Below are 13,478 nucleotides of genomic sequence, written 5' to 3' on the forward strand. Positions count from 1 at the left end.
CGGCGGTCACTCGATTTCGGTCTCCACATCGCGCCAGTCGTACCGTTCGACGGCGCGGTCGGCGCGCGAGGAGAGTCCGGCGGGGTTGCGCGCTTCGCTTCGGTCACGAAGTCGCCCGATGAGGCCGTCCCTGGTCCCCCCGGCGATTCCCTTGAGTACCTGTTTGCCACACCCCGCCCAGAGGGACGGTTTCGCGTCGCCCGAAGCCACCTCTCCGCCCGCGGTTCGCGCGTCGCGGACGGCGTCGTGGAAGGTCCGCCTGAACACGGTCAGTCGCGGGCCGTAGTTTTTCACCATGCGATAGGAGAGCGACCGGTATTTGGCACACCAGTCGCGTTCGACGCCCTTCTCGTCGGTGTCGTCACGACGGACAGACACGTCGGACGACCACGCTATCGGTCGCTCCTGTCCCGCGAGACGATGAGCGCAGTCGCGTGCGCCGCCGGTTTCCAAGTTCTCGTCGAAGCCGTCGACCGCTTCGATACCGTGACGCGTGAATGCGACGTTCACGCCGGAAAAGTAAGTTACGTCGCGTCCGGCGATGGTTCGCGTTTCGACCGTCTCGGTCGTCATCCCGGCACGGACCATTCGGTGGACCGGTCCCGTCACCGTGTCCGCGCCGTCCGCGATGGCGTCGCGGATACCGTCGAACCACGACGCTTCGACGGACACCTCCTCCCCGATGAACGCGATGACCTCGCCGCTGGCCTCGGCGAGTCCCGCGTTCCGCGCGACGTTCAAATTGCGATCGGAGATTTCGACGAGGGCGCTCACGTCGGGGCGCTCACAGACCATGCCGGAGGTGCCGTCCGTGGAGGGACCGTTGACCACGATGACCTCGGCATCGGGCGCGTGTCGCGTAACCGCGTCGAGGGCGTCGCTCAATGGCTCCCGACCGTTGAGCGTTGGGACCACCACGGACAAGTCCATATCCGCTTTTCAGATACCGAGTACGTAAAAGCAATTCGGCACGCGGTCGTCACATCACTCGACGCTCGTGTTCCAGTAGGAGACCGACGCGAGTTTGTCGCCGAACATCGAATCGCCGATGGTGGTGTCCATATTCCGGATGCGAGACGCTATCGCGTCCGGAATCTTCCGATAGAATCCGTAGGGAAGAACCCAGTCGTGGTCCGAATCGACCAGCGAAAGACCGGTTTCCCCGAGGAGTTTCTGTACGTCCTCCAACGAGTACAGTCGCGACCCCATCGGCAACAGCCAGTTGTAGAGGCTTCGCGTGCTCGGTCCCGCGAACGTGTCGAAGAAGACTTGATTCTTCGACACGCGACACATCTCGCTCAAGAACGAGGCCGGCGTGTTGGCGAGATGGAAAAAGCGCATGGCGAACACGGTGTCGAAGTGGTCGTCGGGGAACGGGAGACGCGCGGCGTCGCCGCGCATGAACTCCAAGTGGTCCGCGACACCGGCGTTTCGCGCCTTGTGGCGACCCTGTTGGAGCATCGCGGCCGAAATGTCGAGGCCGACGATGTCCGCACCCCGCTCGGCGAGCATGACGGTAAACCGGCCGGTACCACACGCTATTTCGAGAACGCGTTTGCCGTCGACCGGTCCGATAGCGTCGAGGACGGCTTGCTTCTCGCGGCGGTCGATGAGCCTACCGCCACGGGAGAATCGCTTCTCTTCGTATTCCTCGGCCACCTCCGTAGCCTGATACCACTCCTGTCCCTTCACACTTTCTTCGTCCGAACAACCTCACCCGAGGGATAAAACGGTACTGGATGTGGATAGGGACGGGGCGAACGCCTTTGCGCGTTCGTGCCGTATCCTGCACGGGATTTCGAATGCCGATTTGTAACCACTGTGAAGGCGAGTTCACCGCGGACGACCTCGTTCGTCACGAATACGAGCGCATCATCGTCGTCCACTGCCCCGACTGTGGCTATGTTTTCGGCCAGTACAACCGCCACAGCGGACCGCCGAAAACCGACCGTAGGCGGTAGTCACGTCGACGTTAGCCGCCCGTCACCACGCGGTCGGGGCGGATGCGAACGACGACGCGTGGACCGCCTTCATTGCCGAGGTTCGGGTACTCCTCCCGGTCCATGTACCGCTCGGTGAGTTCGTTGATGTGGTCCACCGCGCCCTCCTCGGTCACTTCCTCGACTTCGCCGCGAATCGAAACGAACCGATACGGGTCGTCGGGGTCGAGGATGGAGAGACCGACCTTCGGGTTCCGCCGGACGTTGCTCCTTCTGGCGGCCTTTCGCCGTATTGATGAGAAGATGGGTGCCGTCGTAACCGACCCACACAGGCGTCACCTGGGGCGTCCCGTCGGGCATGACCGTGGCGAAGTTGGCGAACGCCTTCCGTTCGAACAGGTCCCTGTACTCCTCGGATATCGGTTCCATGAGCGGTGTACGTCGGGAAGAAGCCTGAACGTTCTCCCCGACCTATCAGGCCATCTAAGTGTGATATTATGACGTTTAAGGTGTCGATATTGTATGAACACACCTATAGCCAACGTTTACCACCATGCCGTGGTCGCATGGTATACATGAGCACGACTGTAGCAGAACCAGCGCGCGATTTCCGTGAACGACTCAGAGAATTACCCCCCAGTGCCAAACTCGTCGCCAAAGTGTTGGAAACCGAAGAACCGCTGACGCAGGGCCAACTCGCCGAGGAATCCCTTCTCCCGGACCGGACCGTCCGCTACGCGCTGACCCGTCTCGAAGAGCAGGACCTCATCGTCTCGCGTCACAGTTTCCGCGACGCGCGAAAGCAGGTTTACCTGCTGAACAACTAGCTCCTCACGCTTCCCGGTTTTCTCACCGACGTTTTTCGACGTTCTTCGTTTCCCGCCCACCAGTGACCACGAACGACTTTTCTCGCTGGGGGGCCACGCCCCGGACGTGAACCCGATTCCCGTCCCCACCGAAACGCTGGCCCCGCACGGGGAGACGAACGCCTACGTCGTCGATTCCGTCCTCGTCGACCCGGCGGGACGGACGGACGAACTCGACCGAGCGGTCGAGGAGAACGACGTCGAACACGTCGTCCTCACCCACACCCACCCGGACCACGTCGGCGGCGTCGCTCACTACGCCGACGTCTGCGATGCGACGGTTTGGGCGCGCCGAGGCCGCGAAGAACGCTTCGAGCGAGCGACGGGGGTCACCCCGAACCGCACGTTCCGCGAGGGAACGACCGTCGGTCCGCTGACCGTCATCGAGACGCCGGGACACGCCCCCGACCACGTCGCGTTCGCCGCGGACGACGGACTCGTCACGGGCGACCTCGCCGTCGCGGAAGGAAGCGTCGTCGTCGCCGCCGGGGAGGGCGACCTGCGCGCCTATCTGACCTCGCTTCGCCGACTCTACGCGAAGAATCCCGCCGTCCTCTATCCGGGGCACGGATCCGTCATCGAGAATCCGAGGCGGGTGATTCGGCGACTCATCGACCACCGACTGCGCCGCGAAGAACGCGTGTTGGACGCGGTTCGCGGCGGTGCGGAAACGCTCTCCTCGGTGACGGACGCCGCCTACGACAAGGACGTCTCGGACGTCAGGGAGTTCGCCGAGCGGACGGTGGCGGCCCATCTGGAGAAGTCGGCCGTCGAGGGGAACGTGGACTGGGACGGCGAACGCGCCCGTCCGACTTGAACGAAAGCCCACAACCGTTTTCCCTCCTCGCACGAACCGTCCTCCGTGGAATCCCTCGAAGCCGAACTGGAACGCGCGAAATCGCTCGACGTGACCGACCTCGCGGACGCGATCGAGGACATCGGGTTCGAGTGCACGCGCTGCGGTGCCTGCTGTACGAGCGAGACCGACGACCCGCACACGGCCACCGTCTTCCCCGACGAGGTGCGCGCGTTGCAGGAGACGACGGAGTACGACTTCCGCGACGTCGCCCGACCCATGCCGTTCGGTCTGGACGAGGACGGCGGCGAAACGTTCGAGTGGGCGCTCCAGACCGACGACTGCGGCGACTGTCGGTTTTACGAGGAGGGAATCGGGGCGTGTTCGGTCCACCCCGACCGACCGCTCATCTGCCAAACGTACCCCTTCAGCGTGGCGCTCGGCGGGACGAGTCAACCCATGGGCGAACCCGTGGACGAGTCGGGGATGGTCCGCGCCCACGAGTGCGAGGGCCTCGGCCGCGACATCGACAGGGAACACGCCGAGGAACTCGCGGCGGCGCTCAAGAAACGCGCCGTCCGCGAACTCGAAGAGGCCATCGGCGTCCGCGACAACTACGAAGCCGCGAACCCCGACTCTGGCGAAATCGTCGTCCACGACTCGGAGGGTGCCAAAAACCCCGACGGAACGGCGTACGAAGGCTGACGAGGGCCGGAAGGGAGACCATTTTCGACAGCGAGCGGCGGGCGCGAACGAAGTGAGCGCCGCCGCGAGCGATAGGCCGGTGAACCAACCACCAGAAACGGCAGACGATCAGTCACCGGAAAACAGCAGACGAATCGGCCGCCAGAAACGGTCGGTGACACGGTCATCGGAGATCAGCTGGTGGCACAACCACCGAAGCCAGCAACCCCACCGGAAAATCTCCGATTTTCCGGGCCGAGGAACCTCCAACGGAGTGCCCTCGGCACGACGGACGGAGGTGACAACGGCTTTTGGTCCAGCTTTTTCCAAGGAGGTAGGACGAACCCGGCGCGATTCGCGCCGGGTTCGTCTCCCGACTGCAGAAAAAGGTGGGTGGGAAAAGGTGGCTGTCGATAATTCTATAATGGTTGACTACTTGTTTTCATCTGGAGGTCTACGACCCTTGGAAATCTCTGACAAACTCCTGTGTCTGTTCAGCGCTGATGTTACTCTCAAAGGCGACGAATACGTCGTCAGTGTGCCACGTCGTGAAATCGATACGGGTTCGGTCGAACCGGGAGAAACCTACCGTGTCGCGCTTATCTCGCGGGAGACCGAAGAGGAATCGAGCGACGAACAATCGGCGACAACGACGCAATCGAGCGCCAACACGAACACCGGAACCGTCTCGTCGGAACCGCAGCCACCCGTCGAAGCCGGTGAAATCCGTTACGTCGAAGTCGAAGATATCGGCAAGCAGGGCGACGGTATCGCTCGCGTCGAGCGCGGCTACGTCATCATCGTCCCCGGCGCGGAAATCGGCGAACGTGTGAAGGTCGAAATCACGGAAGTCAAGTCGAACTTCGCCGTTGGTGAAATCATCGAAGAGGAGTTCTAAAACGGCCTTTTACGACGGTCAAAGGGATGACTCGGACCGATTCGGTCCGAGTCATCCTGTCTCCCTGTAAAAGCTCGAGCAAAAGCACGCCGCTTTCATTTCGCATTGGAAGAGCTTCGCTCTTCCATGCGCCATTCAATCGGCGGCCCGCTCGTTCGTTCCTCACTCGCGGTGGAATCGCTGATCGCTAGTGATTGTGTCACCGGCCGATTTTTGATGGATGTGTCACCGGCCGACTTCCGGCGGTTGGTTCAACTGCTGTTTCTGGCGGTTGGTTCACCGGCCTATCGCTCCCTCCGCCGATGACTCGCTTCGCTCGCCCTCGACGGTGGGTCGCTGTGAAAATCAGTTTTCAGTCCGCGTTTCTGGAAACCGGCGCTCCGGCGAACTTGCTGAGGTCCACGTCCACCGTCTCGGCGAGGTCGTCCGACGTCTCGTAGGGGCGATTGACGATGACGTTTCCGGCGCGCTGCTTGCCGAGACCGGGAATCGCCGTGAGTTCGTCCATCGACGCGCTGTTCACGTCGAGCGGGTACGGAACGCCCGTGACGGAGCGGTAGCCGTGGTCCACGACGGCCACGTCGATGGTCCGACCGAGTTCGCGCTCGCCCGGAATCCCGACGAGGAGCGGGTAGGTTCCCAACTGTCGTCCGAACGTCCGGCCGTCCTTGTGGTATTCGAGGTGGACGTTCGGCAGCACGGTCCCCGGCGGCGCGACGCGTTGGAGCATCGGGTTGTCGATCTCCTCGCGGACCTCGCTCTTGTACCGCTTGAACAGTTGCTTGTGATTGTCGGCGATGTCAGTTCCGACGGCGTTCATCTCCGTTCCCGAGAAGGCCATGACCTGCCGGATGTTCACCCGGCGAAGCATCAGCCCCTCGTCGTAGACTCGCTGGAGGAACTCGCGGTTGTGGTCGAACGTCTCCGTGCGCTCGCCCTTCAACCCGTGGAGGAGGTTGATTCCCGGGAGCAGTTTCGGCAGTCGATTCGCGGCGTCCGGGCCGTGGGTCGGGGCGTCGTCGGGCGACTCCCCGGGCCGCCATCCCGCCTCCTCGTTGACGATTTTCACCGCCTCGAAGCACTCCTCGGCGGTGACGTTCAGGTTGTTCTGCTCCTGCACCACCGGGTCCGCGGATTCCAACCCGAACGCGGCGGTGTCGCCGGGCGTGTTGTGCTCGGCGATGACCCGAATCCCCTCCCGCGACAGTTCGGGCCACTCCACGACGGTGATCGGGTTCATGTTGTCGAGGTGGAGCGTCCCGAGGTCCGGCGCGACCTCGCGAATCCCGCCGTACAACTCGCGGAGCGCGTCCGGATTCGGTTTCTCGCCGTCGCCGCCGTAGGCGAGGATGTCGGCCTGTCGCCCCAGTCGGAAGTGCTTGACGCCCCGGTTCGAGAGGCCGTCGACTTCCGCGACGACGGACTCGGGTTCGCGGAACGACGGGTTGCCGTACAGCGGTTCCGTGCAGAACGAACAGCGATAGGGACACCCCCGCGAGGTCTCCATCTCGCAGATGAGGTACTCCGGGTGGTTCGGGTGCTGTTCGACCACGAACGCGCCCGCCTCGGCCCAGCGGTCTATCTCCTCGTTGTCCCGCATCCGGTTGTTGAAGCCCTCCAATCCGCTTTCCACGAGGTCCGCGGCGGCGGCTTCCACGTCGCCTTTCGCCACGAAGTCGAAGTCGAGGTCGTCGCGCTCGGTTTGGGTTCCCCCCGCGTTCTCGTCCCCGACGCCGAACTTGACGGGGCCGCCCATCAGACTCGTCCCGTCGGCGGTCCACGCCATCTTCCGCACCTCGTCCGGTTCGGCGGGCGTCCCGCCGACGTACTTCCCCGGCACCGTCATCCCGCCGATGTAGACGAACAGGTCGGCGTCGGCCACGTCCGCCCACTTCGAATTGTCCTCCCGGAGTTCGTCGATGGTGTGGTACGTGATCCGTTCTTCCGGCACCCCCGCGTCCACGAGCGCTCCGGCGGTGTAGCGCGGATACGTCGAGATGTACGGCGGCACGCCGAAATGCGCCGGTTCGTCGACGTAGCCGTCCACGAGCGTCACGTCGAGGGTCGCGGGGTCAGTCATTACCCGCCTTTGTGACTCGGCGGGTAAAACGGTGACTACGTGGAACGCGGCTACGAGATGACTCCAACTCCGGTAAGAACGTAGCAGCAACTGCGATGAAGACCCCGAAAGCCCCCGCCCGCTCGCTACGAAAGAATACTGACTCTAGTGTGATTTCAATCGCCGAGAAGATGTCTTCGAAAGCCCCCGCCCGCTCGCGGCACCGGAAGACGTTCCAGCTCACTTCGTTCGCGGGCATGCGACTTCCGTGCTCACACTCACTGCGTTCGTGTGAACCGCTCGGCAACATCTCGACTCGGCACAAACCGCGTGCCTCGTCGAGAGCGGTCACCGAGACGACCATGTGAACGCGACCGGACGGCCCCTTTCAGTCCCACCCAGACGACCGCACAGCACCGTACCGCTTGCTCACGGCGTTGCCGTTCGCATTCGAGGTTTCTACGAAACCTCGCAAGCCACACCCTCCCCAACCGATTGCGCTCCTCACTTCGTTGCGGTGCTCATCCCTCGCACGCTACAGCGAACCGACGCGGCCGAGAGTGGCCGCGTCGTCCCGCCAGCACGCGCCATGGTGGAAGTTCAGATATGCGAAACTGGGCCAACCACTTCGGCGCGTGCGCGCAGGTCCGCGGTCAGCAGTCGGCCGCGGACCTGATAGCTATCACGCGAGGGATGAGTATCGCAGACCGAAGGTCGAGAAACGCAATCGGTTGGGGAGGGAGTGGCGCGGTGCGGTTGCGATGCGGTTTCAGTGACGTCTGTACTTGCGGTCACAGCAATACCAACCACGAATCGGAGAACGGACGGCGACTTTCTGGACCATTACTTCTATCGTTCCGATCATACCAAAATCGGAAGCAATGCTGGTCTCCGGTGAGAGAACTCGTCTTCGACCGAGCGATTCTCGCAACGCAAATCCTAGCCGAAGTCCGCGCGTTTATTTTCGTCCGGAACGTATCGTCGTGTATGCCCGCGACGCTTGAGGTCAAATGCACGGACGGCGACTGCGAGATGGACATGTTCGAGATGCACTACACCTACGACATGCCCGACGACGTCGGCGTAAACGACTTCCAATGCCCGTACTGTGGCGAAACCGATTCCCTCGAAGCGATCGAGCTATGACGCTGCGCGACCTCGGGCGCTCGACCGTGACGGCCGTCGCATCGAAGGTCGGCCGCGCCGCGAGCAAGGTACAGGAGTCGCGGCCCGTTCCGTCCGACCTGCTCGAAAGCGAGGACGCGTATCTCGTCGTCTTCGACGCGGCGGGAGCGACCGGCAGCGACGTGCAAGTCCGGTTCGTCAGGGATTCCGTCCTCGTTCGAATCGACCGCTTCCGCGACTTCCACGACGGGTTCGACATGGTGTTCCCCGGCCGCGGAATGTCGCTCGACGGCGAAGTCGAACTCCCGGCGGACGCCGAGGTTGACGCGAAGAAAGCGACGGCGACGCTGACCGACTCCGGCACCCTCGAAGTCACGGTGCCGAAGTCGAACTGAGAGCCGACCGGTACTCTCACTCCACCGCCATTCCTTCGACGATTTCGAACTCCTCGTCCCCGGTGAAGCGTCTCGGATCGAACTCCGGGATGCCGCCGTCGCCGAGGATGTCCTCCGCAACCGCCTCTCCCAGCGCCGGTGAGCGCATGAAACCGTGGCCCTGCCACCCGGCGGCGACGTAGCAGTTCGGTCGAATCTCGCCGAGGAGCGGGTCGTGATCGGGCGTCGCGGTGCAGAGGCCCGCCCACGCTCGTTCGACCGCCGGGGAACCCTCCGAACCGAAGTCGAGACGGTGGGCGAGGCGTTCCTCCATCGTCGTCTGGAAGGCGGAATCACCCGCGTGCTTCCACTCCGTCGGGTCGCTTTCGACTTCTTCGGTGCCGTCCCCGGCGAGGAGGCCGTCGGGATGTGGCCGGAGGTAGTAGCCCTCCGTGGCGTCGTACAGCATCGGCGTGTCGGCGTCGAACTCGCAGGTGAGTGCTTGCACGCGGTACGGTTTGAGCGCGACCGGGATGCCGGCATCCGCCAACACGCGCTTCGTGTGTGCGCCCGCCGCGACCAGCATCGCGTCGAACGGCTCCGCGTGGCCGCCGTCGGGAAGAATTCGTGGCGCTCCGTCGGTCGCCGTCTCGTCGAGTCGGACGCGGACTTCGGTCTCGGTTCGAATCTCGACCCCGTTCTTCTCGGCTTCGGCCGCCATCATCCGGGCGTAGCTTCCGGGGTCGGTTCGGCCCGTGTTTCGAGCGATCGCCGCGACGCCGATGTCGTCCGCGTTCAACGCGGGATACCGGTCTTCGAGTTCCGACGCGTGGATGAACGCGACGTCCCGCCCGTGTTTGCGCATCCGCGGGACCTGTTCGCGGATGGATGCCGAGCGCTTCTCGTCGCCCGTGCGTGCGAACCAGACGTAGGGCGTCTCCACGAACTCGAACCCGGCGGTGCCCGAGAACTCGTGGAACCGTTCGATCGCACGCGCACCGACGCGGGCGTCCTCCGGTGCCGCGAAGGCGTCGTACAGCACGCCCGCCGCTCTGAACGTGCTCTCCCCTTCGTTCGGGATGGTGCCTTTCTCGAACAGCGTCACGTCCGCCCCCCGAACCGCGAGGTCACGGGCGGCCGTCACCCCGACAGCGCCGCCGCCGACGATGCCGACGTTCATCGGTGGTCCTCGGGCCAGAGGTGGTCGATATTTTGGTCCGCGAGCCATTCGACCAGCGCTGCGAGTTCGCCGCTCGACGCGCCGAGGAGTCGCTCCCCGGCCTCCCGCGAGCCTCTGGTGGGAGTGCCGACGACGCCGCTGTCGGAGAAGTCGGCCGTGTCGAAGCCGATGTTCGCGCCGTGAACTTCCTCGCCCCACGCGTCGTTCGCGCCTGCCTCGGCCGCTTCGAGCGCCGCTTCACGGACGAGTTCCTCGGCGACTTCGAGGAGCATGCTCGTCTCGATTTCGTCGGCGTGCGTGATGCCCGCCCCGAACTCGTCTTCGAGCACGTCGCCGATGCCGCCCCACCAGTTCCACGGGACGGCGTAGGCGACCTCCTCGCGTCGAACCCGGCGCGCGACGCGCGTGAGCGCGTCGTTGTTGCCGCCGTGACCGTTCACGACGACGACCTTCTCCACGCCGTGGCTGGCGATGCTCGAAACGACGTCCTCGACGTAGTCCTCGAACGTCGCCGGGTCCGTCCAGAGGGTGCCGTCGAACTGGCGGTGGTGTTCGCTGACGCCCACGGGAATCGTCGGGAGGAGGACGACGTCCTCCCGGTCCGCGAGCGTCTCCGCGACCGCCTGTGCCGCCATGAAGTCCGTTCCGAGCGGAAGGGCGGGTCCGTGCTGTTCGACGCTTCCGGTCGGAAGCAGCGCGACGTCCACGTCCGCGAGCGCCTCGCGGGCCGTGGTCGTCGTCTCGTCTACAAGTCGGCTCATGAACTGTGATTGCGGCCGCGGTATTTGAAATTGGGTGTCGCGGCGAACGGAAAATAGGGCCACGGACCCGACGGATCCGGACTACCGGCCGATGAGCGTTCGGACTATCGACCGATGAACGAGTCGATTCCCTGCGCAGGATAGCCGACCACGGTGTCCACACCGGCCGCTTTCAGTTCGTCGATGCGCTCGCCGACTTCGGCGTGCGTCCCGACGAGCGCGAAGTCACGGCTCGCGGCCGAGAGGACGCGGCGAGCGCGACCGTCGGCGCTGGCGTCCGTCGGTGCGTCGTCGGGGAGCGCTCGCGCCACGGGCTTTCGCCGGGAAACGTACGCGCCGACGGCGTCGAGTATCACGTCCTCCTCGCCGGTGAGAACGGTCGGTGCGTACACCGCGACCGTCCCGTCGAACCCGGCGGCGCGAAGCGCGCGCACGTCGCGGGTCGTCGAACGAGAGAGCAGTTCGAACTGCGTCGCCCCCGTCGCCGTGGCGACGCGCTCGATGCCCTCCGTGCCGACCCACGCGTCGGGCGACCGTTCCAACGCGGCCCCGAGTCGGGGTGCGACCGCCCGGGTTCGCTCCTCCTCGGAGAGATAGGCGGAATGTCCGGCGACGAACACGGTTCCCACGTCCTCGGGGAGTCGTCCGAACAGCGAATCGTCGCCGAGCGGGTCGAAGCCGTCCGCACGGACGGGAATCGTCATCAGCACGTTTTTCTCCGCCGCCAGTTCGCGGAGCGTCTCCGTGTCGGGGAGGTGTTCGCGCCCCTCGTAATCTATCGTCACCGTCTCGAACGGCATCGAGTGGGCTCGACGGACGTCGCACTCCGCGGGCTTCAGCGCGGCGGCGTCGAGTCCCGTTCGAACGAGGGCGTGGCTACTGGCTAGCATTCGTGCTCAACTCCCGTATTCAGAATTAGTCGGTTACTACTCTCGCGGAACGCGATCCATCGTCTGTGCGACCATGGACGTTGTAACGCCAGCGGGGTCAAAAGGCTATCGGCGACGGCAAGGATTCGACGGGGGGGGGGTTCGTGCGCTCCGCCACCCCGCCAGATGCTCATTCACCCTGCATCGGGACGTAGCGTTCGATTCCGGGGACTTCGACGCCGAGCGTTCCCTCGATGAACTCGATGAACGCTCCGTCCTCGGACTGAAGGCCACCGGCGACGGTGACGGCGGCGAGGCCCACGAGGCCCGTACCGACCAAAAAGACGGGAAGCGTGAGGAAGGAAAGCGTCAGCCAGCGACCGGCGAGGAGGCCGATGGGAAACAGGACGAGCGGCAGGATGACGTACGTCCGCTTCGTGTACGAGGAGAACGGGGAGATACCGCACTTCGACAGGAGGGCGACGTTGAGCGCGAGGTTGCGGACGACGTAGGCCCCGGAGGAGGCGACGGCGGCACCGACCATCCCGTACGTGGGAATCAGGAGGAGGTTCACGGCGAAGTTGAGCGCGAGCGTGAGGATGTCGACGCCGAGGATGGCCTTCGTGTGACCGAGGGCGGCGAGCGTCGTCCGGTTTCGCCCCGCCGCCGCGCTCGTGAAGAAGCCGACCGAGAGGATGGCGAGGACGACGCCGCCGCCCGTGTAGCCGGACCCGAAGAAGAGGGCGAGGACGTCGTCCGGGAAGACGGTGAACACGAGGAACGCGGGGAAGGTGAGGACGTAAATCCACTTCGTCGTGATGCGGTAGATGCTCGTCACCTCCTCGCGCTCGCCGTCCGCGTCGAGCCTAGACGTGAGCGGCAGGTAGAGGTAGCCGAACGAGGAGATGACCATCAGGAGGCTGTTCGCCAGCGGATAGGCGGCGTTGTAGACGCCGACTTCGTTCGAGGTGCGAAACTGGGCGAGCATGAGGGTGTCCATCCGCGTCAGCAGTATGGAGAGGACCATCGTCACGATGAGCGGTGCCGAGTAGGTGAGCAGTTCGCGGGTGTGGGTTCGCGTCGGGCCGACGAGACGCACGAGGCGGTTCGAGAGCAGGTAGACGACGAGGAGCGTCCCGAGCGTGGCCGCGAAGTAGGCGTAGCCCACCGAGACGAGGTCGAACCCGCCCGCGACCAACGCGACGAGCAGAAAGATTCGGAGACACGGGTGGAGGAAATCCTTCGTGTAGAGCTTGTAGCGCGTGTTCTCCAATCCGCGGAGGGCGCTCACGCCGACGGTCAGGCCGACGCTGACGGGAATCGTCAGGACGAACAGGCGGAGCAACTCGCGTGCGACGCTCGTCTCGAAGAGCGCGACGGCGATGCGGTCCACGTTCAGGTACAGGACGAGGGAGACGGCGAGGCTGACGGCGAGGGAGAAGGCCAATCCGAACAGCCAGACGCCACGTACGTCCCGGTCGTCGTCGTAACGCGAGACGAAGCGCGGAATCCCGTCGTTGAGACCGACGAGCGAGACGGTCGTCCCGATGGTCATGATGGCGAGCGCGATCATCACCTCACCGTACAGTTGGGGCGAGAACCAGTGGGCGATGATGACGCGTTCGACCAACCTGCCGACGGAGGCGACGACGACGCCGACGACGATGAGTACCGAACTCGACAGCAGTTTCGAGAGGTGAGAATCACTCGTCGCCATTCGGGAAGGAAAGGGTGGAGGGATGCGTCCGACCGCGGTGCTCACGGCTTCGTTGCGTTCTCGGGTTCACGGTGGGACAACCAACCGGATCGAGGGGCTTTGTTATAGGCACCGTACGGCGGAGTAATCGCCCTCAACCGCGTGTTTGGGCCTTCCATCGACAGAGTCATGTAATAGACGTTCGTGATATTTTCACATGAACATGGAGT

The 13,478-nt window shown here is 64.3% G+C and carries 14 protein-coding genes and 1 pseudogene; 7 read left to right on the forward strand and 8 right to left on the reverse strand.

Going from position 1 to position 13,478, the window contains the following annotated elements:
* Positions 1 to 6: 6 nt before the first annotated feature.
* Positions 7 to 930, reverse strand: a complete 924-nt coding sequence (locus LJF34_RS07970; RefSeq protein WP_231184359.1) for a glycosyltransferase family 2 protein — start codon at positions 928 to 930, stop codon at positions 7 to 9.
* A 54-nt stretch (positions 931 to 984) separates the two neighbouring features.
* Entirely contained in the window at positions 985 to 1,692 is a 708-nt protein-coding gene (locus tag LJF34_RS07975) for a class I SAM-dependent methyltransferase (RefSeq protein WP_231184360.1), read from the reverse strand.
* Between the two features lie 110 nt (positions 1,693 to 1,802).
* Here LJF34_RS07975 and LJF34_RS07980 point away from each other — a divergent pair, with 110 nt between their 5' ends.
* Complete coding sequence (locus LJF34_RS07980) at positions 1,803 to 1,961, forward strand: hypothetical protein (protein ID WP_231184361.1); 159 nt, start codon at positions 1,803 to 1,805, stop codon at positions 1,959 to 1,961.
* Positions 1,962 to 1,972: 11 nt separating this feature from the next.
* On the opposite strand, the pseudogene LJF34_RS07985 reads toward LJF34_RS07980, so the two are convergent.
* Positions 1,973 to 2,369, reverse strand: a pseudogene (locus LJF34_RS07985) (PPOX class F420-dependent oxidoreductase).
* A gap of 137 nt (positions 2,370 to 2,506) precedes the next feature.
* Here LJF34_RS07985 and LJF34_RS07990 point away from each other — a divergent pair.
* The 4 genes from LJF34_RS07990 (at position 2,507) to LJF34_RS08005 (ending at position 5,184) form a co-directional block, all read left to right on the forward strand.
* Positions 2,507 to 2,767: a helix-turn-helix domain-containing protein gene (locus LJF34_RS07990; RefSeq protein ID WP_231184362.1), complete on the forward strand. Its 261-nt coding sequence runs from the start codon at positions 2,507 to 2,509 to the stop codon at positions 2,765 to 2,767.
* A gap of 106 nt (positions 2,768 to 2,873) precedes the next feature.
* On the forward strand, positions 2,874 to 3,623 hold the full coding sequence (locus tag LJF34_RS07995; RefSeq protein ID WP_231184363.1) for an MBL fold metallo-hydrolase: 750 nt from the start codon (positions 2,874 to 2,876) through the stop codon (positions 3,621 to 3,623).
* A gap of 45 nt (positions 3,624 to 3,668) precedes the next feature.
* Positions 3,669 to 4,307 (forward strand): YkgJ family cysteine cluster protein, encoded by a 639-nt coding sequence (locus tag LJF34_RS08000; protein ID WP_231184364.1) that lies wholly within the window; start codon positions 3,669 to 3,671, stop codon positions 4,305 to 4,307.
* A 442-nt stretch (positions 4,308 to 4,749) separates the two neighbouring features.
* Positions 4,750 to 5,184 (forward strand): TRAM domain-containing protein, encoded by a 435-nt coding sequence (locus tag LJF34_RS08005; protein WP_231184366.1) that lies wholly within the window; start codon positions 4,750 to 4,752, stop codon positions 5,182 to 5,184.
* A gap of 352 nt (positions 5,185 to 5,536) precedes the next feature.
* Here LJF34_RS08005 and LJF34_RS08010 read toward each other — a convergent pair whose 3' ends face one another.
* Positions 5,537 to 7,264, reverse strand: a complete 1,728-nt coding sequence (locus tag LJF34_RS08010) for a radical SAM protein (protein ID WP_231184367.1) — start codon at positions 7,262 to 7,264, stop codon at positions 5,537 to 5,539.
* A 966-nt stretch (positions 7,265 to 8,230) separates the two neighbouring features.
* On the opposite strand from LJF34_RS08010, the gene LJF34_RS08015 reads away from it, so the two are divergent.
* A complete protein-coding gene (locus LJF34_RS08015) occupies positions 8,231 to 8,389 on the forward strand; it encodes a hypothetical protein (RefSeq protein WP_231184368.1) in 159 nt (52 codons plus the stop codon).
* Complete coding sequence (locus LJF34_RS08020) at positions 8,386 to 8,763, forward strand: Hsp20 family protein (RefSeq protein WP_231184369.1); 378 nt, start codon at positions 8,386 to 8,388, stop codon at positions 8,761 to 8,763. The genes LJF34_RS08015 and LJF34_RS08020 overlap by 4 nt, the downstream gene beginning before the upstream one ends.
* Positions 8,764 to 8,779: 16 nt before the next feature.
* On the opposite strand, the gene LJF34_RS08025 is transcribed toward LJF34_RS08020, so the two are convergent.
* From LJF34_RS08025 to LJF34_RS08040, 4 genes are all read right to left on the reverse strand, one after another.
* Positions 8,780 to 9,922, reverse strand: a complete 1,143-nt coding sequence (locus tag LJF34_RS08025; RefSeq protein WP_231184370.1) for an FAD-dependent oxidoreductase — start codon at positions 9,920 to 9,922, stop codon at positions 8,780 to 8,782.
* On the reverse strand, positions 9,919 to 10,683 hold the full coding sequence (locus tag LJF34_RS08030; RefSeq protein WP_231184371.1) for a creatininase family protein: 765 nt from the start codon (positions 10,681 to 10,683) through the stop codon (positions 9,919 to 9,921). The genes LJF34_RS08025 and LJF34_RS08030 overlap by 4 nt, the downstream gene beginning before the upstream one ends.
* Positions 10,684 to 10,787: 104 nt before the next feature.
* Complete coding sequence (locus LJF34_RS08035) at positions 10,788 to 11,573, reverse strand: luciferase (RefSeq protein WP_231184372.1); 786 nt, start codon at positions 11,571 to 11,573, stop codon at positions 10,788 to 10,790.
* A gap of 169 nt (positions 11,574 to 11,742) precedes the next feature.
* Positions 11,743 to 13,314, reverse strand: coding sequence for a flippase (locus LJF34_RS08040; RefSeq protein WP_231184373.1), 1,572 nt, complete (start codon positions 13,312 to 13,314; stop codon positions 11,743 to 11,745).
* Between the last annotated feature and the right edge of the window lie 164 nt (positions 13,315 to 13,478).

It is taken from the genome of Haladaptatus sp. DYF46 (assembly GCF_021083305.1).
Classification (GTDB): Archaea; Halobacteriota; Halobacteria; order Halobacteriales; family Haladaptataceae; genus Haladaptatus.

Coding starts and splice junctions, on each gene's coding strand:
- LJF34_RS08035 (WP_231184372.1), bottom strand. CDS start 11,573: ATGCTAGCCAGTAGCCACGCCCTCGTTCGAACGGGACTCGACGCCGCC.
- LJF34_RS08020 (WP_231184369.1), top strand. CDS start 8,386: ATGACGCTGCGCGACCTCGGGCGCTCGACCGTGACGGCCGTCGCATCG.
- LJF34_RS08025 (WP_231184370.1), bottom strand. CDS start 9,922: ATGAACGTCGGCATCGTCGGCGGCGGCGCTGTCGGGGTGACGGCCGCC.
- LJF34_RS08010 (WP_231184367.1), bottom strand. CDS start 7,264: ATGACTGACCCCGCGACCCTCGACGTGACGCTCGTGGACGGCTACGTC.
- LJF34_RS07990 (WP_231184362.1), top strand. CDS start 2,507: ATGGTATACATGAGCACGACTGTAGCAGAACCAGCGCGCGATTTCCGT.
- LJF34_RS08030 (WP_231184371.1), bottom strand. CDS start 10,683: ATGAGCCGACTTGTAGACGAGACGACGACCACGGCCCGCGAGGCGCTC.
- LJF34_RS08015 (WP_231184368.1), top strand. CDS start 8,231: ATGCCCGCGACGCTTGAGGTCAAATGCACGGACGGCGACTGCGAGATG.
- LJF34_RS07970 (WP_231184359.1), bottom strand. CDS start 930: ATGGACTTGTCCGTGGTGGTCCCAACGCTCAACGGTCGGGAGCCATTG.
- LJF34_RS07980 (WP_231184361.1), top strand. CDS start 1,803: ATGCCGATTTGTAACCACTGTGAAGGCGAGTTCACCGCGGACGACCTC.